Here is a 22,755-nt window from a genome sequence, read left to right as displayed (position 1 = left end):
GCGAATTCGTAAATTGCGCTTTTGTTTGGTATGCATTTTTCTCATAGCGACGTTGGCAGTGGGAGAAGGTTATAAGCCTTTCGCTGTTAAAAACACCACAGGATCAAAATTGGTACACTTTATTTACTATCATCATAACCGCATTTACGGCACTTAAAGAATGTGAGAAGTTCTGCGTCGATTTCTTGGATCTCTTTTGACTTGCACTTGGGGCAATCCATAAGGTAGAGAAGAAACCAGAAGTATATTAAGATTGTGTGGGTCGAGTAGCAGTAATAAATCTAAATGTATATTGCGGCGCAACACGAAATGTTACACTAGGAACATACCCAATAACATCTCCAGCTACTTCTAATGGCATCATTTTTTCTTGTGTTGCACGCAGGGTAAGTTCTGCAGTTATAGCATCATTCACGAGAGGACCACGATATTGTCCAGACCAAAATGAATGGATGTGAGCTAAAAAGTGAGCAACGCGACCAAGTGGATTAAAGCTGCGAGCATGCATCAACCCATATCCACGAGCCTGTTCTGCAAATGGCAGTGCTTTGAGTCCCCATCCGTAATGAGGCGTCGTTCCAACACCGAATGTTACCGTTTGAGAGGCGATAAGATTATCAAGAGGGTGAAGAGTGGTGTTTAGAACTCCATCTTGGTCAAAGGAATATCCTTGAGAATTTTCTACTTTGCCGTAAAGAGGTGTTAATGCTGCAAGATGACGTAACCCAGCAGGGATATACCCCATTTTACCACAACGTGGACGCCAAATTGTTTCATACTCATTCACTACCTGAGCATCTAAACCCACGCTGGCAAAGGTGAAGTAAAGAGAATCCTGCAAGGGCACTTTAATTTCAATGAGTGGAATCGAAACTGTTTGGGTGAGATCTTTTTCAATAGTTCTTTCTAAAATACTTGGTGCTTCTTTGCGATGCTGCGTGCCAAGACTATACCCCAAGGCATTGCCATTACCATAAGGAAGAACAAGAATTTGAGGAAAATCTCCTTTTTGATTACCTCGAGCTTTAATTAGACCATTAAGAACGTGCATCGCAGTCCCATCACCACCAAAGATGGCGACAACATCTGCGTCTAAAAGAGGTTTGTAAGAATCACCAGCACGATAGACAGATGTATTGTCTCCCGTATAACGGCGTTGAAGATCATGAAGAATTCTGCCACGTAGATTCGTGGAACTCCCATTCATCCATAATGCAATTTTATGTGCCATGAGAAAAAAGTAAAGAAATAAATCAAATAAAAATGTATTTATTCTACAATTACACTACCACGCATGGCAGGTTCGTATTTGTTAAAGTAGAAATATTGACCTGGTTGCATGAAAGTGTATTGCACAGTTGCACCTGCGACAAGATCAGCATCAACTTCGCCAGTTTCAAACGTAACGGTGTAACGAACGCTTACTTCAGGATTTTCATCGTTACGAAGATCGCGATTGCCACGATAGTCATCAGCTGCTTCAGGACGTTCACGGTAGTCAACATTAACCCATTCAACGGTATCACCAACATTGATAACAAGATCTAATGGCATAAATTCACCGCTTTCCATTACAACTTGGTATACTTGACCAGTTACTTGAGGTGCTGGAACAAATTCTTCTTGAGCAACAGCTGCTTTTTGTTCAGGTTGGACTGCTTCTTGAGCACAGCCAGCAACGAGTAATAAAGCAACGATGCTTAGTATTAGGATAATTGTACGCATAGGGATTTCCTCCGATTGTTGTTTCTATTTAATGGTAACAAGAGGAGTTATTTAAAAATGTTGTGGAGAGATTGTGGATTTAGAAGATATCAATTATTCTGCAATATCAAGAATAAAGTAGAATATTTCTTTTAAAGCTACTTTTTATTAGTTGATTATGACTTTACTCGTAGCTGCAAAAACCCAGGAGGGCATTATCTTTGCATATGATACAATAGTTACTACAACGATTTATTACCCAAGACATTTCACACATAAAGCACAGGAAGTTGGAGGAATGCTCGTTGGGCTCTGTGGTGAAATACCTTCTTCAAGAATAACAAATCGCGATTTGACAGTGGAAGAATTTTATGAGGAGTTAAGAAGAGCAGTCAAGGGAAGTGACGACCCACTTTCACATCTTAATGGATATTTATCACATCATCTATCCACAGATGATGGAAATTATCGTATATATTGTGAGCTTTCTATGATAGTGGGTATCAACCGACAAGGAGATTTTGAATTATATGTTCGTAATTTTGGACATCAAAGAGATATTGAAACGAGACACAAAGAGACCCAGAGAAATATTGCTATTGAACAACGAAAATTTTTGTTTAAATCAGTTGCGTTTTATGCAGCAGGATGTAACCATCGCAGTGATGCTTTTTCAACCTTAAGAAAGAAAAGTTTGGGCGAAGAAAACAGAAGTGATATTGAAATAAAAGTACGAGAGGCAACTCGCCAGGGTATTGCAGGATATAGAATAAATGATTGGCAGGGTAACCCTTTCTTATTAGGATTTGGAATGAGCCGACTTGATTGCAATGGAGTGCAGGTTTTAGAGTATGATTCAGAGTTTAGTTATCGGACTCAGAAAGCAGCTTAACGACCACCACCCCACATCAACGTAAAAAATTGATCGTACGACTCTGCAGCTTCTTTTTGGTGGATTAATGTCCCAATTGGGTTGTCTGTCCAGATGATGATGCCAACTTTGTCGTTTCTTATTATAGTTTCTGTAAGTGGTTCAAAACCTTGCTTGGTGTATTTGACTTGAGCTAAAGGGTATTTTGCTTCTGCGTTCCACGCTTTAAGAGATTCGTTGAAGAGTAGTTTTGCTTTGATTTTCTTAGCGGCACGTTGTTTGTGATAGTGAACCCACCACGCATCGCCGAGCATTAATGATTTTTTACTTGAGCCGAATGTGTGATGTTCTGAACCTCCAGCGTTGAGAAGTTCTAATAATAATTCTTTAATCCCTTTGATGCCACGATAGAGTGTGACTTCAGGTTTTGCTTTGGCTTGTTGTTGTTTTACGAGAAGTTGTGGGAGGAGTTGTTGGAAACGATCTCTCTTTTCGTTAATGAAATTGACGATGTTGTTGGGATTGGTAGCTTGATAGTGGTGCCGTTTGCCTTCTTGAATGCTTGTTATGAATCCTTTACTAGTGAGTTTGATTAACGTCATGTGAACCACAGAGCTTTGCAGACGTGATTTCTCGATAATAGGGCCAGCAGTGGATGAGCCGAGTTCTAACAGAGTGAGATAGACTTTGATTTCGGCCGTAGTGAGACCGATGTCTTCGAGGATTTGAGCGTCCATTTTTAGTTGAATGATTTGGCTGTTTTTAATGCTTTCTTTTTCTCCTCCATTTTTGGAGAGTGATTGTTTAAGAGGACTTTGAGAGTTTAGAAATGGGTTTGAGGTAGATGGAGGAATAGAAAAATGAATCAAAAAATAAGGGATATGTACCAACAAATGCCTCAAGCATTGACGCGAAGGTTTGAACAGATTGAAGGAGTGAGTGAAGACTCTCTGGTATTAAAACATAGATCAGCTAATCTCACTGTTGAGTTGAGAACTACAGAATCGGGATTAGAGTTTCTCGCAGATTTATATGCACCCCTTGAAGGGATGACAAGTCCAAAAGAAGGAATAGAAACTCTAGAGACACTTGAGTCGCAACGAGTACGACTTCATCTGAACGGATATGAGGGCGAATTTGGCGATTGTGAGAGCGGAGTAGAGATTGCCTACAAATTGGGAGTTGAATCTGCTAGTGATCTTCAACGATCGCTGCGAGAATTTAGTTTCATCAACTACAAGTTTGTTTTAGATGTTGATTTAGAACAACACATCGACCCAACCTCACGCAGATTTACAGGGTATATTAGAGACACCGAACATAAGGTACTGACCTCACATGAGAAACGAGAAGTTGTTGCCAAAGCGGTTCACGTGTATTTGAACAGATACGCGACAGAGAATCCCACCGCGAGAATAGGAGCGTATGGTGTTAGTGGCAGGCACTTTACCCGCGTCGAGTTTGAGTCAGAGGACGAGCAAACATTAGCGAAAACGGAAGCCGATTTGCGTAAAATCCTCAACGATACTCACCAACGAGAGGACTTGGAACTTGTCGTTACAAGAAAAGTGAGGGAGTAATTTCTTTATTTTTTATTTTTGAGTTATCTTTTTCCAATCATCTTTGTACCTTCGTATCATTACCACAACTGCCACGACAACCATCGCAGCACTAAACCATTGACCAATTGTCAAGGGACCCCAGAGTGTGTCTTCGCGCCAAAAGTCAACGATGAAACGACCGATACCTTCAAGGAGGACGAAGTTCCAGAAGAGAAAGCCAGCACGAAATGAAGAGAAGTGCTGGTCACGAACGCTAGTGACTTGACCTGTCCTGAACTTATTCTTTGATAGCAAAAACCACAGCCAACCAGCAATCATAAAACGATATGTAGCAGCATACAACTGTTGAGGATGTCGACAGAGATCTTGACCACCGGTGTTTTTGAAATTGACACACCACCAAGTCTTTGTTTGATCGGCAACAGTGCCCCATAATTCCCCATTCACGAAGTTAGCAATTCTGCCAAACGCAAGTGCAAGCATGGCTGGCATGGAAATGATATCAGCAAGTTGTGAAAATGACCGTTTTGTCTTGCGAGCATAGAGCCATACCCCTGCAATTATACCAACAAACCCGCCATGAAAACTCATGCCTCCTTGCCAGACTTTAAAGAAATTCAAAGGATTAGAAAGATAGTAACGTGGTTCCCAAAAGACTTCAAAAACACGCGAGCCAATTAATACTCCTAAAATAACATAGAGCATCAAATCCCAGACTTCATCTTTGCTCATGTTGAGATGAGAACGATATTTATGTAATAACCAGGCAGCAAACAGAAAACCCAGAACATAGACCAACCCATACCAGCGAATTTCGAGCGGTCCGAGATGGACTAATACAGGATCAAGGGAATGAGTCCACATAAAGAGAAAGAGGAAGAGAGGGTATTTAAGATTTTAGCTCCATTTTACGTTTCAGGGACAGGATTTACCACCTGTACTATAACTATACCATCACCGTAAACTTTATATATCCTCCACCTCTCTGTAGGATATCGCTTTTGGGTAATTGGCGATCAAAAATGAGGGTGAAATCATCATGGCAGAGAAAGACAAGTGTTATTCTAAAGAACTCCTAGGAAAAACTATTGTATCCAAATCTGGTAAGAAGTTTGGAGAAGTAGGAGATCTCATCTACGAAGTTGGATCAGGAGAATTGATTCATATCGTATTGCGTAATGGAACCGCATACATCGACCGTATGGAACTTGAAAAAACCAAAGACGGCCAAGTATTAATTCCATTCTCCGCAGTTATTGCAACCGGTGATTATATCGTTGTTGCAGAAGAAGATATTGTTTAGATTTTTTTTAGCTCTTTTTTCTTATCTTAATTTATACTAATTAAAGAAGACCGTGTGTTCCTTGATACATTCCTGGTCCAATGCATTCCATACGAAATGGTCGTCCATCGAATCCTTTAATAGGTTCACTAAAACGAGGAGCTACCCACGTCACGCGTTCAAGACCACCCTCTTCTTCTGGTTGTGTAGTATAGAGAAATTCACGATTTCGTGCAAACATTGTTAGTCCCGGAGCAATAGGGATTGCGCGATAGCTGATCTGGAAATCTTTGGGATCAAATCTGGTGCGGCCGGTAACCAAGGCAAGACCTGTACCGAAATAATTACCTCGCACATCTAACCCTAAGTTTGGATTACCAAGTTGGTCTCGTAGATCATAGTGGATTAATGCAGCTTGAACTTGTTGACGAGATGGAGCCTCGATCCCTACCTCTAAATCTTGACGCCCATAAGGGACCCAAAGCGTTGTTGGTTCTCTCCAATCTGCATACTGTTCAAGAACATTGGTAAGATTGTGTGGAGTTACTTTAAAAGACATAATAACCAAGAGCCGTTTGAAGTTTAAATATTTTTAGATAGAAACAGATCTACTCTTCTTTCCCCAACTCATACTCTTCATCGACTTTCTTGGCATACTCACGGACACGTGCCAAGACGGATTTAAGAACGAAATTGACTACTTTTTCATCAAAAAGCTCAGTTAGAGAAGCCCATTCAGCAACACGATACAAATTGGCGTTGGTTTCGATTAAATAGAGATCTTTGAGGCGTTTGAGTTGTCTGCGGATATTAGAAGATGCAATTCCTAACATGGCTAAACCGTTTTTCTTACGATAATCCATAACCAGATTTTTGATTTCTTCTGAATGTAACTCTTCTTTACGTTTTTTGGCTTGAAGAAGGACCAGAAGGACGTCGACAACAACATCGCGAGAATCGCCCGGCTGTAAAAGACCCACTGAGAGACAGAATTTACGTACTAAATCCCGCCCATCCATGGCAGGTTTTTCATAGCGGCGTAATGTTAACTCCGCTAATGGCGTATCGCGAGCAATTTTCGACATTTGATCATCTCTTTTAAGATAAGAAGGTAAGGTTTAGTTCTTTTAAATGTTTCCGAAAATCGTTTGTCGATTTTCGAAACTCCAGAAACTTTTTTCTGTATAGTTTTCGAAATATAGTAAAATGCGCTTGAATCAGAATATTGTAGGGCGCATTTTATATATATAAAACTCCCCTTCCTGTTCGATTTCAAGGGAGTTTTAGTATACATGACAAAAATTAAATTTCCCCACCTAAAATAGAGACGATACCGTTTATTTCTTCTTCAAATTCTTGAGAACCTTCTTGAGATTGCCAGAAATCAGCATTAAATTATCCATTTTGGTAAAACCTAGCTTACTATACCACGCAAGAGGATAGGTTGTTTTGGCAAACGTAATGGTATCAAAGGTAAGAGCACGGTATTTCTTAATTGCTTTTTCGTAGAGTGCTTTTGAGAGAACCGTCCCAACACCATGTTTTTGATATGCAGGATCAACAAAAATCTCGCCGTTAATCAGGCGATTGCCATCCCACCACGGTTGAATCTCAGCGACAAACCCACCCACAATTCTTTGATCTATTTCTGCGACAAAAAAGAGATCAGGTTGTTGATTGTAATGATACTGCATGAGTTTGAGGGCGGATGCAGGTTTCCATTTCTCTCCCACATCAAAGTGATCATAGACTTTACAGTAGAGTTTTGCGAGAATTTTGAGATCACGTTGCTCAATAAGACGAATGTGGAGGTTTTGCATAGTAGAAGTAGGAAAAATGGATTTAAGAAGGTATTGGTCTTTTTGTTTTATAGTCCTCTCGTTTTAATAATATGCCACTTCTAATTTCATTCCATCCGGATCGGCAAAAAAGAAAGCATAGTATTTTTCTGTATATTTCGAGTACTTTTGTGGAGGATCGAAAATAAAAGTTTGATTTTTCATCAGAGTGTATATGGCATCGACTTGTTGTGGAGACGTAGCTTTAAGACAAAGATGATGAAAGCCAGGGGCAGAAAAAACTGGTTTGAGGTCAGTTATTTTTGCTTGTGCGATCCAAATACCAAAACCTTGAGGAGTAACCCATCCTGCACTCTGTTCTTTTATAGAGATCTGCTCAAAGCCCAACATATCAAAAAGAAGTGAATAGAAAATATTACTTTTTTGAAAATCGCTTACAGTAAGTTTGAGATGACCTGAAGGATCTTTAGACGAATATTCCATCTTGGGCGTTTATTTATGCAAGTACCAAAATACTAGAGTAGAGGAAGTTTTTGCGTCCAACGTACAAAATGCAAAGCGTTCAAATTGCACGATATCGCGTTCTTTGATGTTCTTGAGCACGGGTTCGCCAAAGCCTTTGATGATTGAGCCATCTTCGAGTAAGACTTCCACGTTGATAAGATCTGAACAGACAGGCAACCAATGGATAATTGACCCACGGTTAGAAGCATTTTTGAATTCTTCATACTTTTCAGAAACAACCTTGTATTTACCATTCTCCATAACAATGTTACAAAAGTCAATGAGACGATGAATTTTACCTTCTTCGAGATGATCAACATCTTTACGTCCAAGATAGACAGTAGAACTTGATGTTAATGTTCGCATACCCCGATCAGGAAAACTATCATGCAAGGCCATGCTTACTTTTTTATGAGAAGCACCATTAAGTTCAATTTTCACAGGATCATGCACGAAAAAGTAACGATTTGCGTTTGGTTCAATGATGTCACGATTAAACGAGTTAATCATTTTCCAGAACTCTTCCATGGTAACGGTTTTATCATTCAGACTTAGACCTATTTCAATAGCAAATTTGCGAAACGCACCCGGTTGATAGCCACGGCGACGTAGTGCAGGTAAAAATGGAATACGAATGTCATCCCACCCATTATATTTTCCTTGTTCAATTGCTTGACGAGTTTGAGTGGTGCTTAATGTGAATCCATCAAAATTGATCATGCCCCAATGTTTATACTCTGGCGTTTTCCAGCCTAGCATCTGCATAATTAAGCGCTCTTTTTCGCCGTTGTCTGTATGGTCTTTACCATTCAGAACATGCGTAATACCTAATTCATGATCATCGACCGCGACGCTAAAAATCATTAAAGGCCAAACACGTTGTGACTTTCCGGTTTTAGGGTGGATATGTTCAACAATACGCATGATGGGAAAATCACGCATGGCGGGATTCTTGTGAGCAATATCTGTTTTGATACGCACAACTGCTTCTCCTTCGGCATATTCTCCAAAGAGTTTTGCAAATCGTAGCTTGTTTTCATTGATAGAAATGGTTCGACAGGGACAGGGAATGGCTTTATTCTTCAGCTCTTTCCATTCTTCAGCAGAACAGGTACACACATACGCATTGCCAGCCATAACCAATTTTTCTGCATTGTCGTAATACATGCCTAAACGTGAAGATTGAAGCACAACTTCATTAATACCATTGTCTGTCATCCAACGTGCATCGCGTTCGATTAGTTCATAGGCTTGCGGATAGATGTTTTCTGCATTGGTATCTTCAAGACGTAAAATTAGTTTACCGTTGTACATCTTGGCGTATTCGTAGTTAAGTGAGGTACCATAGGCATGACCAATATGCAAAGGTCCAGAAGGAGAGGGAGCAATTCTCACGACAACTTCGCCTTTGCAAGCGTTGGGTAATGCTTTAAGCGGACCTTGGGGAATTTCGCAGGTAGTGGGTTTGGTTAGATCAGGACGTAGTTGATTGAGCTTTTGCTGCATTTGTTCGATACTCAAAGTAGAGAGATCTTTGAATACTGCATCTATTTCTTTCATTAAGCTCGGAACGTCGCTTTTTAATTGTGGATGTTCTTTGAGTACGGCTCCTAAAACAACTTTAGAATTACCTTTGCCTTGAAATTGGATGGCGTTGTGCAGTGCGTGAGGAAGGATAAGATCTTTCATGGAGAGCTGGGGCGTTTTCCCTTATTAAAAGGTTTGCCTAATTTTGTGTTTCACGTCCGTTGGTACTTAATCGACCACCTTGCCATTGACCTTCATATGACCTAATGTTATCTCCATCGATTTTAGCAAATTGGATATGCATGAAACGTGCCCCCAATTCAACGGTAAATGGATGTGGACCAACATTTTTTAGACCGACAACTAATGGGCCTTGATATCCAGGATCAACTTTTGCAGACATGAGCATCATTACTCCCCCACGAAAAAGAATGCTGCGCATAGATAAAAATGCAACGAGATCAGAAGGCATGTTGAGAGTTTCAATAGTTTGCGCTAAAACATACTCGCCTGATTGAAGTGTGTATGATTGTTGCTTGCCAATCTCTGCGAGAAGTGTTGTTGATGAACTTTCACGTTGTGTTACTCCTAAGAATGTTGGAGACGTAATTTGAAATAGTTTTGCTACACGTAGATCAAATCCAGTTCCTTCGGGATTATTGAGTTCACGTTCGCAGAGATGCTCGATGAGCTTTTGCTCGTGGATGAGAAGGAGAAGTTTTTTGGTGGAGAGAATCATAAGCTTAGAAAAACCCTTATTTTTTAAAGATCTTATGCCTATCTAGAATATATGTGGATTACCAAACTCAAACTACGCCATGCTGATTGCCCCATCGTACGACGTTGTGAGAAATTTGATCTTACGGTTCTTTCATATCCTACTACCCACTACGTCAAAGCAGGGAAGAAATATGCCACAACTACGTGTTATTTTCAAGACCATGATGAAAAGAAAAAGAAACAATTCTTAGGAGATTTGAAAAAAGATAAGAGACTGACAAACTTAGAAATTGCCGGTGACATCTTTACCTACGAGATTAATTTGGGGACAAAAGGAGAACACGTAATGCTGTATCATACTCCTCAAACCTTTTTTGTAAAACCTGTGATCAATTCTTCAGATGGTCACGAATATTGGGAGGTGGCATCATGGGAGAAAAAAGAACTGGAGAAATTTATTGCTCAGTTACGAGAGCATATGCAAATATGTATTATTCTTAAAATGGAGAAATCAACTCTGAATGATGTATATTTTCCAAACATAATGCCTTCGCTTACAAAGAATCAAAAGAAAGCATTGGAATTAGCGTATATGCATGGGTACTACGCCTACCCACATAAGGTAAACTTGGCACAATTAGCGCGAATTGCAAAAGTAAGTATATCAACATTTCAAGAACATTTACGAAAAGCAGAGATGAAATTATTACCCATTTTAATTGGAAGAGTATTGGGTAAATAGCCCGAATATGTTCGGGTAAAAGTAGAAATACCAGAACTGAACTTAAGATGAAAATGCAACCGACAATTACCTATGAGGATTTTCACAACGTGGACATCCGCGTTGGCACAATCATTACTGCTGAGGATTTTCCCCAAGCACGCAAACCTGCGTATAAGCTGAAGATCGATCTTGGCGAGATAGGAATCAAAAATTCGAGTGCTCAAATTACTGCGTATTACTCTAAAGAAGAATTAGTAGGCAAACAAGTTTTGTGCGTTGTTAATTTTGCACCCAAACAGATCGGTCCGTTTATTTCTGAAGTATTGACGATGGGATTTGATGGTGAGAAAGGCGTGATTCTCGCAACAGTTGAGAGAAAAGTTGAGAATGGGAAAAGGTTGTATTAATACTTCCCTCTTTCTACCAGTTTTCTCATGACTTTAACAAAATCGTCAGCTTGGGAATACAATTGATCATATTCTTTGCCATTGACGTCTTTGATTTCACGATGGGTGATGTCTTTACTTAATCGATAAAACATACGCATAACTTCAACATATTTTTTAGGAAGGAGTCCTTTTTTAACGTATACTGTTTCAAGCAAATCAGCAACATGTTCAGGGGTAGGGGGCACTTGGTTTGCTCGCATAAGTGCAGCGTGGGCAGCGTCAATGACACCCCAATAAAGATCTAATGTTGCTTGGAGAACGTGCCAACGGGAGTTGAGTAAAGTGCGAGGAGAACGTCCAAAATAGTGCCATATGCTTTCTTCTGATGGACGTACTTTGCCGCTTTGTAAAAGACCTTGAAGAGGTGAGAAAAAACCAGTATCATAGAGACCTACTCCATCACGCAAAATATTCACAACAATAGGATCACCGGCACGAGACTGTTCCCAGAATGTGGTGAAGGTCATGGAGGTTATGTGAAAACGACTTGAAATTTTTTCCATAACTCGTTCAACAATGAGGCGATAACCTTCGATGAGAGGTTCAGTAATGATATAATTAGTATCATCAGTGATTATAAGGATATCAATATCGCTTTGCTCAGTAGATTGTTTTCGTGCAACACTGCCAAAAACAACGACCCCCATGAGAAAATCTCCTAATTCTTTACTTAATTCTTGAGCAAATTTACGAGAAAGTTGTAAATCATCAGTGGGGTATTTTTGTGTATTTCGTGGTACACGACGTTCGATTTTGAACTCCATGGATGGTTTGAAGCAAAAGCAGCTTATTAAGTCTTTTAACTATTGGAGAGGAGTTATAAATTGATTAAAATGGGTTGTAGAGGAGTTATAAGAACAGTGATAGATCATTTTGGATAATAAAAGATATAAACCATAAAAACTTCGGAAGTACTTATGCACCAATTTTTAGATGCCGACTTACAAGCACGTTTTGAGCAAGTAGGGAACATCCAATACGTAGGAAATGAACAACGACCAGTTCTAGAGTTAACCCCATTTAATGTTGCAGCATATGAAGATGCCATAAAACGCGATGCAAGAACAGAAATTACACGACTTGCCAAACCCATGGGAGATGCAAATCTGGCGATAGGCTTTGGAGCATTACGTGATGAAGGACGTTTTCTTCCACCAGAACTGATGCATGATGCGTATGAGGGCATGGATTTGCTTTTCTCTCTTGATCCAACTATTCTTAAGCAATTTCCGGGGGATCGCCGTAAAACAGGATACATCGCCCCAGGTGAAGAAAGATATGATTCTGGACCAGAATTGTGGAAATCCTCTTGGTATCATTCGATCACTGGCAATCCAGGAAATAGAAAATATCATTTAGGATGGCCAAATGTTGAAACGACCTCTCGTTTTAGCGAACAGCGGACATTGCAAGTAAAAGAAGGAGTTGCGCAATTGGAAGGTGGACCACTAAGAGGGTTAACGGTACCAGAAAAACAATTTCTACAACATGCATTCACAAATGTTTTTCCAAAAGTTCATCGTGGCTTTGATGTAATTGGTCGACTCGCTTTAAGCGGACTGGTTCATGGAGTCTATGGTTTAGAGGCCGATCATTTTTTTACAGGTGCATTTGTAGATGAGAATAGAGAAGGATATGGAACAACACGGCTTTTGTTGTATTACACTGGACCTCAAGGAAAAATTGGTGATATTATTGCTGGGCGACACCAAGATTCGAGTTTGAGTGCGATTATTGATCCGCGCAAAGATACAAACCCCATACCTAGTTTAGAAGTGGAAATTGGTGAAGGAAAATGTATACCGGTGCGTGTTGGTGAAGGAAACTACTCATTTAATATTGGCTGGTTGTTAGTTAATTATGTTGATGCGCTTGCAAAAGCTAAAATGGGAGTTGCGGAAACTGCTCCCAGAACAAAATTATTGCCAACATTTCATCAAGTAGTGCGACGTAATCTGGCAGAAAGACCCGTTTTTGTTCATTTTCCCGATGGAGATCCAAACGCATTAATAACAGATAAGACATTTCGACAAATTGCTGAAGAAGAGTTTTCACGATATGTAGGGCATTTAGGTTAATCCAAGACCCACACATTTATAAAATCTAGAGTCTGCTTTCTATTCTTACAAAAAAAAGGTGGCGAGATGAATAAATTAATTATTTTTACTCTTAGTTTGCTCTTAGTTGTAACTGCAGTGTATGCCCAAAGTCGTGCTGAGGGCCCAGCTATTTCCATCACCCTTCTTTCTCAAACACCTGATCCGGTTGAACCTGGTCAAGTAGTACATCTTAGATTTCAAGTCCAGAATAATGGGGGACAGACCGGAAGTGATGTCGTGATTCATCTACGGGAACAGTATCCGTTTAGAGTATATGGAAATCAGATTGATAAGAATATTGGTATTCTGCGGGCTGGTTCAGATACAGTAATTGTAGAATATGACATTAAAGTTGATGAGAAAGCAGTTGGTAAGCGAACAGAGATTGAACTTGAAGCACGATATGATGGAGTGACTAAAGTATTTGAAGATGATGAATTTTTAGTTGATATTCGAACCCAAGATCCCCTTTTGTATCTTAAAGAGATTATTGTAGAACCAAAGCAAGTGCCTCCTGGTGAAACAGCAACAGTATCAATTGTAGTGCAAAATGTAGGACCTTCCAGATTGCAGGATATTCGAATGCAGATGCAATTAGAAAATGGAAGTATTCCCTTTGCCCCGTATCAAGGATCATCATTACAGATCCTCAAACAATTAGACCCTACTTTTCAAAAAGCATTGACTTTTTCATTAATTGCAACGCCTGATGCTATACCCGGTCTGTATAAAATTCCCGTGATTATTTCATATAATGATGAACGAGCCAATACAACCGTAGTAAAAGATCTCGTTGCAGTAAGCGTAGGAGATGTACCTAAAGTTCGCCCATACATTAAGAAAACAACACTGCTCCAAGCGCAAAGTCAGGGCAAAGTGACTTTTGAGATTGCTAATGCAGGAGCAACAGATGTAAAATATGTCGAATTTACTTTACTTCCTAGTGAGAGTTATCGTTTACTTACCCCTAGCTCTTATTTTTATGTAGGAGATATTGATGCTGATGATACGGAAACTGAAGAATTGTCCATTTATGCCACAGATGTGCAAAATGTTTCCATTCCGATAAAGTTAAGTTATCACGATGCAAACAATCGACCATTTCAACAAGAGTTCACATTAGAATTACCATTATATTCGTCAAGAGACCTCAAAAAATTTGGTCTTGTTGAATCTGGATCAGGAATGATATGGGCAATTCTGATTATTCTTGGTGTTGGTGGATATTTTGCCTACAAACGCTTCAAAAAGAAAAAAGCAAAACAATGATCAGTGCGTATGTGAACTTAGCATATCAAAGTACGAAGAGACGACGTTTGCGTTCTTGGTTAACTATGCTGGGAATTTTTATTGGTATTGCTGCAGTAGTAGCACTTCTTTCGTTGAGTCAGGGTCTTAAAAATGCTATCCAAGAACAATTTATTTCTCTAGGCACAGATAAGATCATAGTACAAGCAGCAGGAGGAGGGTTTGGTCCTCCCGGAACAGGAACTAGTGTGCCGCTTACTATTAAAGAAAAAGAAACTGTCGAAAGAGTTGCAGGAATTGATTTAGCAGTAGCAAGACTTATTCGCACAGCCAAATTTGAGTTTAAAGATGAAATTAAGTATAGTTATGTAGTGTCTTTTCCGAAAGATAAAGAGGAACAAGATTTAGTTATTGAATCTAATAATTATATCCTTGCTGAAGGACGATTTCCCAACGATGCAAGTGAAGCGCTTATTGGTTCGGATGTTTCACAATCGTATTTTGAGAAACCAGTTTTACTGCGAGACAGATTATTAGTTCAAGGAAAACCATTTCAAATTGCAGGAATTCTTAAGAAATCAGGAAATCCCCAGAAAGATACTACCGTTGTGATTGAAGAAGCGGCATTACGAGATTTATTAGATATTAACACAGAGGTAGATATTGTCGCAGCAAGAGTAGGACAGAGTGAAGATATTAACGCAGTACGAGAGCAAGTGGAAAAAGAGTTACGAAAAACTCGTGATGTTGAAAAAGGAAAAGAAAATTTTGTGGTAGAGACGCCGGAACAATTATTGGCCACTCTTAATACTATTCTAGTAATTATTCAAGGTGTTTTAGTAGGAATTGCAGCGATTTCTCTGTTGGTTGGTGGTTTAGGAATTATGAACACGATGTATACTGCAGTAGTTGAGAGAACACGAGAAATAGGGATTATGAAAGCAGTAGGTGCGACACAAAAACAAATTCAAACATTATTTATTATTGAATCTGGAATGCTTGGTTTGTTTGGTGGTGCGATTGGAGTATTGTTAGGTATAGGAATTAGCAAAGGTGTTGAATATATTGGCTATCAAATGTTTGAATCGTTCTTGATACGAGCAGATGTTTCCATTTGGTTGGTGATTGGTGCATTAGTATTTGCATTTGTCGTTGGCGCTGGTTCAGGAGTATTGCCAGCTAGACAGGCGGCGAAGCTGCAGCCCGTGGATGCGTTGAGGAAATGATGCCACTTATTAGTAATAACTTTTGTGAAGTTTTATAAAGTAGTAATACTTTTTCGTACGTATGAAGATACGTTTGAGTATATCACTTGAAGCTGAGACTATGCAAAAGTTATTGGCCTCATCCGATAGACGCAAGTATCGAAATCGTTCCCATTTAGTAGAAGAAGCTATTTTGCAGCTAGTGGAGGCAAGGAAATGAGAGCAGACCCACACCAAGATTATACGTTTAGATTATTTGGTTCTCCAGATACGTTAACACCCCCCATTACGTGGACCGGTCCCCCAGTTTCTCAAATGTGGCAAGATAGTGATCTTCGTGAAAATGCGTATCTTATGAGTAAGGCAAGAGCAAGCGTCGGTTTAAACGCTGATGCAGAATCATTCCTTGCGCAAATTTTTGCTCGACAAACACGAGATCTGACTGGTGGAAGAACAACCGCATCAGTAAGGCAAGAAAATACGCCTTTTTGCGAGGTAAACGGTCCTGCAGGGTTAACCTTACTTTTAAACCGACAGAGTGTTGTAATTAAAGATCAAGGTGCTACTCTTAATGATCGGGAATATACCATCCATCAAGCATTGTATCAAAGAAGAGTGCCTGTGCCACATATTATGCAACCGGAACAGGGAAGAGAGTTATATATTGAACATCTTGGCGAAGATATCGAAACCGCATTAGCAAGGAGTGGATATTATGGGGGAGAATTTGAACGAACACGAGGATGGCTAGGAAACTCACTCATCACAAGTTATCAACAACAAGCGGGACCTTTAGTTGCTCAAGTTGATACTGCTATTGCTGCAATCTTGGGTAGCGAACTCAAAAGGGAACTAATTGATGAAGCCATTATCAGAGTTGTAAAAGGGACCAGAGTATCACGACTACAGGCAAGATTTAACTATCATGCGTTACGACTTGCTCAAACAATTCCTTGGGGTACAAAACAGGACTTGGCTGCTCTTGATGAAATCGCTCAAAATCTAGATGAAGCTACACAAAAATTTCCTTGCTGGACTGGTAATGTATTTCCCAAAAATATGTATGGGTTAGATGAAGGCAAAAACGGAAACCCCCAGTATAAAATTAAAGTAAGTGATTTTAACGGCATCCAACGTTCAAGTATGCAAGAAGCTATTGCTCGCGTTATTGATGGATACCTTCCAATTCGTTTGGGAGGATATAACCAGATGATGGTAACTCTTCATGAAGAAGACAAAAAGCAAGAGATGGTCGAACTCTATCTTCGTGAATGGGAACATCAAACCGGAACAATAATTGATCGAGAAGATTTCGCACGATATTTGCCTTTTGCGCGATTTGCGGTTAATCTTCGTGGCGCTAATTATGCTCTTCGAGAGCTTGCGCAAGCAACAACCTTTCAAGATATTTTCATTAAATACAAAGAAGAAGAACATCATAGAGCAACGGCACAGAAAGTTTTAGCAACGGTATCGACGCAAGGAAAGTTTATTCCGGTTGCCCAACTTGTTTTCGATAGATATGAGGCTGCTCTTAATGCCATTCCAGATCGAGTCTGGGAACAAGCAGTTCGTTGGGATGCAGGAGAGATGAAGGAATAATCTTAATGAGCAAACTCTTGAAGATATCCCTCAAGCGGTGTATTGGCAAGATAAATCAATCTACCAATCGTGAGGAGATAGTGCATATGTGTTGGTTTTTCTGATTGAAGTAACTTCATTCCCTTCTCTTGAAGAATTTTTTTATCTAATTCATGTAAAGCAAAAAGAGGTTCAATTTTTTTACCTAAATATGACTTTTGGAGCACTCCAAACATGCCAATAATCTCTTGGAAGAACTGTTTTTCTTTTGGGGTGAATTTTCTCTTCGTATTTCTTAACAGTTTGTTGAAATGATAACCCTGTCGTGCAATGTGGGCTACATTACTCAAAAACTGCCACAAAAACGGCATGGCTTTTACAGAGACGACGTTTTTGGAGATACAGCGTTTTAAGAAATTATCATACCTCTGGATTTTGTGTGTCAATTCGCTGCAATCTGCCGTTTCCAGTGTGCGTAAAATCTCGAGAACCATAAAGAATTGCTTTTCAATGATGTTTTCAAAATTATCATAGTTTGGCTCGGCCACACTCTCGATAGAATACAGTTTCTCCTTCTTCCTAAAGACTTCAAAACCTATTAAATGCTGTTCCACAACCGTATTCAGATCCTCCTGCTTACCATCGTATGTTACAAACAATTTATCATACCCTGCGCGATACGCATTCACAATCAACGTGCGAGTAACACTTTCACGAATCAAGGGAATAGTGATATTTATTTGACTGGGCTCTTTTTGTTGATGCTGTGTTGCTAACACCAATTTTCCTTCTTTCTCTTCAATCTCAAGTTCATCGCCAGCCCTAAGTCTATGTTGATCAAGCCATTTTTTAGGGATGTAGAGGGTTAGACCTGAACCACCTTGCTTGATGAGTTTTCGACGCATTCTTACTTTATTCTTTTGTCCATTTATAAGATTTGTGTGAAAAGATATGCAACATATCTTTGATAGTAAAAAGATATTTAATAGAGCCATTAGTAATTGTACAGTAATAACATTAATGGTGATTAAACATGATAAGCTACAATAAACAATTAGAAGTAAGACAAACATTAACAAATTTAATTCAAAATGGAGCAATTCCGGCAACCGCACGCGTCCTCGATATCCAAGGAGCAAGTCGCTGTTATAGAGAAGTTGGTCAATCTCCCTACTGGCATGAGCCCGTACCTGTTTCTCAAGCTTTAGAACTTATGGAACGAATTGTACGCGCTGATCCCACTTTGAGAAGCACAGGACCAGTATTTGAAAGTCGAGGTGGTCGCGACCGGGATCTTTATGTAAGCGCATGTTTTATTGCTAGGCCAAGGGAAGTCGCTCTTGCTAAGTTAGAACCTGCAAAAAAAACAAATGCTGTTCTTGAGGTACAATTTAAGGATGGTCGACAAGATGGTCGCTTCCAAGATGCCCAGTCATATATCTCGTTTGGACCTTCATCAGGGATCACCAACATAAATGACCTTCAGATAAATGGTGGATTTAGAATTGCAGGAAGATATGTAGCTGATGACGGAGTAAAAATTTTAGGACAGGTTTACGATTCTGCAGCACAAATGGCAGCGAACCTTCCCAACAATGGCGGGAATTATGTTAGTTTCAGCTCTTTTCAACCAGATGTTGCTGCACGAACCCGGCAGGGACTATTTGGTGATCTTTCAGCAGACCGATGCCTATTAGTTATATCTGGACGAAGCGCTTCCCTGTATACTTCTGCAAAAATTTCAAGAGATTTCCCAGAAATATAGATTTGTGAAATACGAGAAAGAAACATTACACAAAAAAAAGCGAAACATAGAGAGAATAAACCATGAAAAATCAAAACTTAAAAAGAGGAATCCTCGGAATGAGCCTAGTTGGAATTTTAGGATATATTGCGTTAGCAGACCAGCAAGGAATTGTAACCCAAAGGGAGAATGTTTTCCCTAACCAGAATTACCAAAAAACAACTTTTCAAGTAGTCGTCAACAATGTAATAGCATACTGTGCGGATAAAAGTCAACCGATGCAATCTGATGATCTTACACAACGACCATGGAATCTTCAAGTAGGAGATAGGGTAACCTTACCTATTGAAGGGATGTATACTTGTGATCTTCTATTGCCCGGACAATACGATGTACAAAAAGAACAAGATAGATAAAAATGTGTGAGGTAAGAAATTACAATGAACATTTCAAAAATACCATTTTATGATCGTTTTCCCAATGTGGTGAAAGCGTATCTTACTGTTGTACAACCAACCCCTGATTTAGAGAAAGTATTACTAACAGGTATTGTCGAGAATGGCACGCCATATCTTGGAGATCGAAGTCCGATTAACAAACCACGAAGTGATCCGCCGTGGTTACGGCAGGAAGGCACATTCAAACCAACAGTAGATTATGAACATATATGGCGTGGACTCAATGCTTATCTTAATGATCTTGGAAGTGGACACAAAAGTTGGAGTGAAATAGATGACACCCTCCATTCGTCATTACAAACAGGATCGTTCTTATCATGGCATTGGGGATTTATTGATAATAAAACAAAGATTTCATTGATGGTGCTTGGTGAAGTACAAAGACCAACTGCAGATTACAACAACATACTTGGAGTCGTTCGACGTTCTGAGGTAAATACTCTTCCAACGGGCAGAATTGTTGAAATAGAACCAAGTGGGCTTCGGGCACAGTATGTTTGGGGAGGATTAGAAATTACGTTGTAACTGTTTACACTGTAACTTTTACTTCTCCAACCACTCGCCTTCTTCATCACTCAACCCTAATTCCTTTGTTAATGCCTCGTGATGTTTTTTGAAAACGGGGACGAGATAAGGAACCTGTTTGAATGCTTCTTTTTTCGACATATGAGTTGCGGCTGCTAATTTCTCGGCAATCTCTTTACGTTTGGCCATTTTCATGTTGATCTGCCATTGACGTAGCAGACGCATGGTTGGTTTATAGGAGATAAAATTAGTATTTCGTTCATCTTTAGCAGATGAGACACCAGCACTACAAAGATGATTAATGTACGCAAGAAAACGCCAATGTTGACGTTTGCGAATTCTTCCCGCAAATACATCGGCTCGGGACATATGTTCATAGGCTCTGGCTATTGATGTTGCAGAAGCGTATTCTATAGGAATGTTAGCATCTAACCATAACATTAATTCTCCTGGTTCAAGGTCCGTATCATCTAATGCGGGAAGCGCCGTTTCAACAGAAGAAGATTTGAAGATTTGGGTTAAGACTTCAAGAATCGTTTGCGTTCGACGCCGGTCAGAGAGAGTTGTCACGGCTTCGTAGGAGAGAGAGCCATTGCGAGCACAGACATGTAGATCAATAAGTGCTGCACGCAGGTCTCCATCAGCTTGTCTTGCTAACGAATTAATAGACTTCTCATCAACGGTGATCTTTTCTTGTTGCGCAACCCAGGTTAACGCATGCGCAAGAGTACGATATTGGAGTTTATGATACTCGATAGTTAATGCCTCTTTGAGCAATGGTTTAAATTTTGCATCTGTGACATCATTCGCGGTAAGAATGACAGGGAATGTTGAAGTTGTTATGGCTTTGAGTATACCGGTTACGCCGCCACGATCACGCACACCAGAAAGAGCATCAATTTCATCAATAAGAATTAATTTAGGAGTGAAGAAAAGAGATTGCTGCCCTAATGCAGAACCAAGAAACTGTTTCATGGCTGCTTCATTGCGTAAATCAGATGAATTGAGCTCAAGAACATCGAATTTTAATTGTTTTGCGAGCGCATAGACACTCGCCGTTTTTCCTACGCCTAATGGACCTAGCAAAAGAGCTGCTTTCTTTTTTTGATTCTTATAATTGAGAATATAATCTTTGAGTTGAGACACAGCGAGCTGCTGTCCAAAGACTTGTTCTTCATTTTGCGGTGCATATTTAATTGTATACAGAGACATACTATTTTGTGAGACAAGAGGGTATTAAAGGTTTGTGGTTAAAGATGCTTGAGATCCCAGACAATGAGACAGATACACAAGAACGAGAAAAATAGTATGAAATAATTTTGGAGAATGTTAGGCAGACCAATGTTGAAGAAAACTGTCGAGGGATGTAATAATGCTACCAGAAACACTGCTGCGAGAATAATGAGCAGGATAGTGAGGAGGAGGAAAATTTTACGGCGTTGATGATAGGACATGAAGGTAGAAATGGAATGAGAGTTTTTAATGTTGGCGGTTCTTTCGAAACTATTTATGTTGTCACTCAATAGTGTCTAATTCAGCGAAAGATTTATAAAATAACTAGTTTTAGTCACTTTATAATGACATCATTTGGAACTCTTGCAGAAATATTAACTCCCCTTCCCACACCCACTGGATTTGGAGTAGAAGGTTACCCACATATAGTTTATTCTCCACTTCCTCAAGAAAAAGATGGTCCAGTTCGTATGGTTTATACTTGTCCAAGAGATGTTTCTTTATCTAAAAAAATGATAGAGACTATTGCGAAACGAGTAATTCATGATGTTAATAATCCCCTTGCCGCAATTCTTACATTAACAGAAATGGCAGAAATGTATTTACCGACTTCTGAATCCGAGGATTATAAATCTGCTATTGCAGAATATCAAAGAGCACATAACCAAGCAAGAATATTTCAAGCGAGTCTTGAGCAAATGGCAGACCATCCCCCTCATACCCAACAATTACTTGAAACTCAATTGAAACAAGTTGGACAGCAATTCTGGGCATTAAAAGCAATACTGGGAGGTTTACCTCCTACAGACGATAAAGATTTTAATAACGATTTAATTACTCAATTAGGCACGCAAGAAAACCCTGTTGATCGGTTACTCCAAGGACTTACTGCACTTGCTCAAGAAGAACCAATATCTCGAGGATTGTATAATACAAAATGGTTAGGCCATTATTTTCAAATAATTGCTGGAGACTTAAAAAAATATGGCTTGGTTGATTTACAAACTCAAGGAGTAGCACATTTATCAACAACCCAGGATTTAGCTATTCTTTATACTCAAATTCTAAACTTAGCGAGTAACTCCGCAGGAGCATTTAAGAAAAACGACATAGGAGACGCCAAGAATAGATTGCCTCGATTAGTAGTAAACGCACAAGTAAGAGATCTTGCAGAGCAAGAAAGGTTCTATCTTACAAGTGAAGAAAGAGCAAAGTATGACCCTAATACTCCTTTTCTTTTTGTTGGGGTAAAAGATGATGCTGGTGGAATTAATTTTACAAAAATTGCACCTCATCAGATGTTTGAAGCAGGACAAAGTACAGGAAGTACAGGGCTTGGACTTGCACTCTCTGGACGCGTTCTTCATCACCTAGGTGGTTTTATCACTGTTGAGACTGCAGGAAATGGAACAAAAGGAGGGTACACTTCAATTACCCACGTGATCCCCCTTAATCGTTAAGTTTTGATTAGTGGTTGGTTTTTCTTATTTTTTTGAGTCGTCATCTTTTTAAAGAGGATA

Annotated in this window: 29 protein-coding genes; 14 read left to right on the top strand and 15 right to left on the bottom strand. The window is 39.5% G+C overall.

All coding sequences use genetic code 11. From position 1 onward, the window contains the following. Window positions 1–119 precede the first annotated feature (119 nt). From HYV86_07365 to HYV86_07355, 3 genes are read right to left on the bottom strand one after another with little or no spacing between them, the layout of a single operon-like run. Window positions 120–221, bottom strand: coding sequence for a zf-TFIIB domain-containing protein (locus HYV86_07365; protein MBI2573657.1), 102 nt, complete (start codon window positions 219–221; stop codon window positions 120–122). A 26-nt stretch (window positions 222–247) separates the two neighbouring features. Further along, a complete protein-coding gene (locus HYV86_07360; GenBank protein ID MBI2573656.1) occupies window positions 248–1,231 on the bottom strand; it encodes a hypothetical protein in 984 nt (327 codons plus the stop codon). Window positions 1,232–1,269: 38 nt separating this feature from the next. Next, a complete protein-coding gene (locus HYV86_07355; GenBank protein MBI2573655.1) occupies window positions 1,270–1,725 on the bottom strand; it encodes a hypothetical protein in 456 nt (151 codons plus the stop codon). A gap of 157 nt (window positions 1,726–1,882) precedes the next feature. Here HYV86_07355 and HYV86_07350 point away from each other — a divergent pair, with 157 nt between their 5' ends. Next, on the top strand, window positions 1,883–2,596 hold the full coding sequence (locus HYV86_07350) for a hypothetical protein (protein ID MBI2573654.1): 714 nt from the start codon (window positions 1,883–1,885) through the stop codon (window positions 2,594–2,596). On the opposite strand, the gene HYV86_07345 is transcribed toward HYV86_07350, so the two are convergent. Continuing rightward, a complete protein-coding gene (locus HYV86_07345) occupies window positions 2,593–3,312 on the bottom strand; it encodes a hypothetical protein (GenBank protein MBI2573653.1) in 720 nt (239 codons plus the stop codon). The genes HYV86_07350 and HYV86_07345 overlap by 4 nt on opposite strands. A 123-nt stretch (window positions 3,313–3,435) precedes the next feature. Between HYV86_07345 and HYV86_07340 the strand changes: the two genes are divergently transcribed. Then, the gene (locus HYV86_07340) at window positions 3,436–4,155 is read left to right on the top strand and encodes a hypothetical protein (protein MBI2573652.1); all 720 of its coding nucleotides are present in this window, start codon (window positions 3,436–3,438) and stop codon (window positions 4,153–4,155) included. 12 nt (window positions 4,156–4,167) lie between these two features. Here the strand turns inward: HYV86_07340 and lgt are convergent, their stop codons facing one another. Continuing rightward, the gene (gene lgt / locus HYV86_07335; GenBank protein ID MBI2573651.1) at window positions 4,168–5,001 is read right to left on the bottom strand and encodes a prolipoprotein diacylglyceryl transferase; all 834 of its coding nucleotides are present in this window, start codon (window positions 4,999–5,001) and stop codon (window positions 4,168–4,170) included. A gap of 175 nt (window positions 5,002–5,176) precedes the next feature. On the opposite strand from lgt, the gene HYV86_07330 reads away from it, so the two are divergent. Further along, on the top strand, window positions 5,177–5,440 hold the full coding sequence (locus HYV86_07330; GenBank protein MBI2573650.1) for a PRC-barrel domain-containing protein: 264 nt from the start codon (window positions 5,177–5,179) through the stop codon (window positions 5,438–5,440). Window positions 5,441–5,480: 40 nt separating this feature from the next. Here the strand turns inward: HYV86_07330 and HYV86_07325 are convergent, their stop codons facing one another. The 6 genes from HYV86_07325 to dcd all read right to left on the bottom strand — a co-directional run bounded on the left by HYV86_07325 (window position 5,481) and on the right by dcd (window position 9,988). Next, window positions 5,481–5,978 carry a hypothetical protein gene (locus HYV86_07325; GenBank protein MBI2573649.1) on the bottom strand — a complete coding sequence of 166 codons (498 nt, stop codon included), beginning with the start codon at window positions 5,976–5,978 and terminating at the stop codon, window positions 5,481–5,483. A 49-nt stretch (window positions 5,979–6,027) separates the two neighbouring features. Then, window positions 6,028–6,504 (bottom strand): hypothetical protein, encoded by a 477-nt coding sequence (locus tag HYV86_07320; GenBank protein MBI2573648.1) that lies wholly within the window; start codon window positions 6,502–6,504, stop codon window positions 6,028–6,030. 252 nt (window positions 6,505–6,756) lie between these two features. Further along, entirely contained in the window at window positions 6,757–7,239 is a 483-nt protein-coding gene (locus tag HYV86_07315) for a GNAT family N-acetyltransferase (GenBank protein ID MBI2573647.1), read from the bottom strand. Between the two features lie 63 nt (window positions 7,240–7,302). Further along, the gene (locus HYV86_07310) at window positions 7,303–7,701 is read right to left on the bottom strand and encodes a VOC family protein (GenBank protein MBI2573646.1); all 399 of its coding nucleotides are present in this window, start codon (window positions 7,699–7,701) and stop codon (window positions 7,303–7,305) included. Between the two features lie 9 nt (window positions 7,702–7,710). Further along, window positions 7,711–9,411 (bottom strand): glutamate--tRNA ligase, encoded by a 1,701-nt coding sequence (locus HYV86_07305; GenBank protein ID MBI2573645.1) that lies wholly within the window; start codon window positions 9,409–9,411, stop codon window positions 7,711–7,713. 37 nt (window positions 9,412–9,448) lie between these two features. Then, window positions 9,449–9,988 (bottom strand): dCTP deaminase, encoded by a 540-nt coding sequence (gene dcd, locus HYV86_07300; GenBank protein MBI2573644.1) that lies wholly within the window; start codon window positions 9,986–9,988, stop codon window positions 9,449–9,451. Between the two features lie 51 nt (window positions 9,989–10,039). On the opposite strand from dcd, the gene HYV86_07295 reads away from it, so the two are divergent. Together HYV86_07295 and HYV86_07290 are read left to right on the top strand one after the other, a co-directional pair. Next, entirely contained in the window at window positions 10,040–10,711 is a 672-nt protein-coding gene (locus tag HYV86_07295; GenBank protein MBI2573643.1) for a helix-turn-helix domain-containing protein, read from the top strand. Between the two features lie 53 nt (window positions 10,712–10,764). Beyond that, complete coding sequence (locus HYV86_07290) at window positions 10,765–11,100, top strand: tRNA-binding protein (protein ID MBI2573642.1); 336 nt, start codon at window positions 10,765–10,767, stop codon at window positions 11,098–11,100. On the opposite strand, the gene HYV86_07285 is transcribed toward HYV86_07290, so the two are convergent. Then, window positions 11,097–11,906 (bottom strand): nucleotidyltransferase domain-containing protein, encoded by an 810-nt coding sequence (locus HYV86_07285; GenBank protein MBI2573641.1) that lies wholly within the window; start codon window positions 11,904–11,906, stop codon window positions 11,097–11,099. The genes HYV86_07290 and HYV86_07285 overlap by 4 nt on opposite strands. A gap of 153 nt (window positions 11,907–12,059) precedes the next feature. Here HYV86_07285 and HYV86_07280 point away from each other — a divergent pair, with 153 nt between their 5' ends. The 5 genes from HYV86_07280 to HYV86_07260 all read left to right on the top strand — a co-directional run bounded on the left by HYV86_07280 (window position 12,060) and on the right by HYV86_07260 (window position 17,296). Continuing rightward, complete coding sequence (locus tag HYV86_07280) at window positions 12,060–13,220, top strand: hypothetical protein (protein ID MBI2573640.1); 1,161 nt, start codon at window positions 12,060–12,062, stop codon at window positions 13,218–13,220. 66 nt (window positions 13,221–13,286) lie between these two features. Then, window positions 13,287–14,510 carry a hypothetical protein gene (locus HYV86_07275; GenBank protein MBI2573639.1) on the top strand — a complete coding sequence of 408 codons (1,224 nt, stop codon included), beginning with the start codon at window positions 13,287–13,289 and terminating at the stop codon, window positions 14,508–14,510. After that, a complete protein-coding gene (locus HYV86_07270) occupies window positions 14,432–15,715 on the top strand; it encodes an ABC transporter permease (GenBank protein MBI2573638.1) in 1,284 nt (427 codons plus the stop codon). Before HYV86_07275 ends, HYV86_07270 begins: the two co-directional genes overlap by 79 nt. Before the next feature lie 61 nt (window positions 15,716–15,776). Continuing rightward, complete coding sequence (locus HYV86_07265) at window positions 15,777–15,914, top strand: ribbon-helix-helix protein, CopG family (GenBank protein ID MBI2573637.1); 138 nt, start codon at window positions 15,777–15,779, stop codon at window positions 15,912–15,914. After that, window positions 15,911–17,296 (top strand): hypothetical protein, encoded by a 1,386-nt coding sequence (locus tag HYV86_07260; GenBank protein MBI2573636.1) that lies wholly within the window; start codon window positions 15,911–15,913, stop codon window positions 17,294–17,296. The genes HYV86_07265 and HYV86_07260 overlap by 4 nt, the downstream gene beginning before the upstream one ends. Window positions 17,297–17,298: 2 nt before the next feature. Here HYV86_07260 and HYV86_07255 read toward each other — a convergent pair whose 3' ends face one another. Then, window positions 17,299–18,180, bottom strand: coding sequence for an AbrB/MazE/SpoVT family DNA-binding domain-containing protein (locus HYV86_07255; GenBank protein MBI2573635.1), 882 nt, complete (start codon window positions 18,178–18,180; stop codon window positions 17,299–17,301). Between the two features lie 128 nt (window positions 18,181–18,308). On the opposite strand from HYV86_07255, the gene HYV86_07250 reads away from it, so the two are divergent. The 3 genes from HYV86_07250 (at window position 18,309) to HYV86_07240 (ending at window position 20,002) form a co-directional block, all read left to right on the top strand. Beyond that, window positions 18,309–19,040: a hypothetical protein gene (locus tag HYV86_07250; protein ID MBI2573634.1), complete on the top strand. Its 732-nt coding sequence runs from the start codon at window positions 18,309–18,311 to the stop codon at window positions 19,038–19,040. Window positions 19,041–19,102: 62 nt separating this feature from the next. Next, a complete protein-coding gene (locus tag HYV86_07245; GenBank protein MBI2573633.1) occupies window positions 19,103–19,435 on the top strand; it encodes a hypothetical protein in 333 nt (110 codons plus the stop codon). 24 nt (window positions 19,436–19,459) lie between these two features. Next, entirely contained in the window at window positions 19,460–20,002 is a 543-nt protein-coding gene (locus tag HYV86_07240; protein ID MBI2573632.1) for a hypothetical protein, read from the top strand. 18 nt (window positions 20,003–20,020) lie between these two features. On the opposite strand, the gene HYV86_07235 is transcribed toward HYV86_07240, so the two are convergent. Then, the gene (locus HYV86_07235) at window positions 20,021–21,214 is read right to left on the bottom strand and encodes a replication factor C large subunit (GenBank protein ID MBI2573631.1); all 1,194 of its coding nucleotides are present in this window, start codon (window positions 21,212–21,214) and stop codon (window positions 20,021–20,023) included. Between the two features lie 38 nt (window positions 21,215–21,252). Next, window positions 21,253–21,456 (bottom strand): hypothetical protein, encoded by a 204-nt coding sequence (locus HYV86_07230; protein ID MBI2573630.1) that lies wholly within the window; start codon window positions 21,454–21,456, stop codon window positions 21,253–21,255. Between the two features lie 123 nt (window positions 21,457–21,579). On the opposite strand from HYV86_07230, the gene HYV86_07225 reads away from it, so the two are divergent. Beyond that, window positions 21,580–22,695 (top strand): sensor histidine kinase, encoded by a 1,116-nt coding sequence (locus tag HYV86_07225; GenBank protein MBI2573629.1) that lies wholly within the window; start codon window positions 21,580–21,582, stop codon window positions 22,693–22,695. The last annotated feature ends 60 nt before the right edge of the window (window positions 22,696–22,755 follow it).

The sequence above is a fragment of the Candidatus Woesearchaeota archaeon genome, assembly GCA_016188115.1.
Lineage (GTDB): Archaea > Nanobdellota > Nanobdellia > Woesearchaeales > GW2011-AR9 > JACPIK01.
The sequence above is the reverse complement of the archived record's forward strand: the minus strand, read 5'-3'. Positions and strand labels throughout refer to the sequence as shown.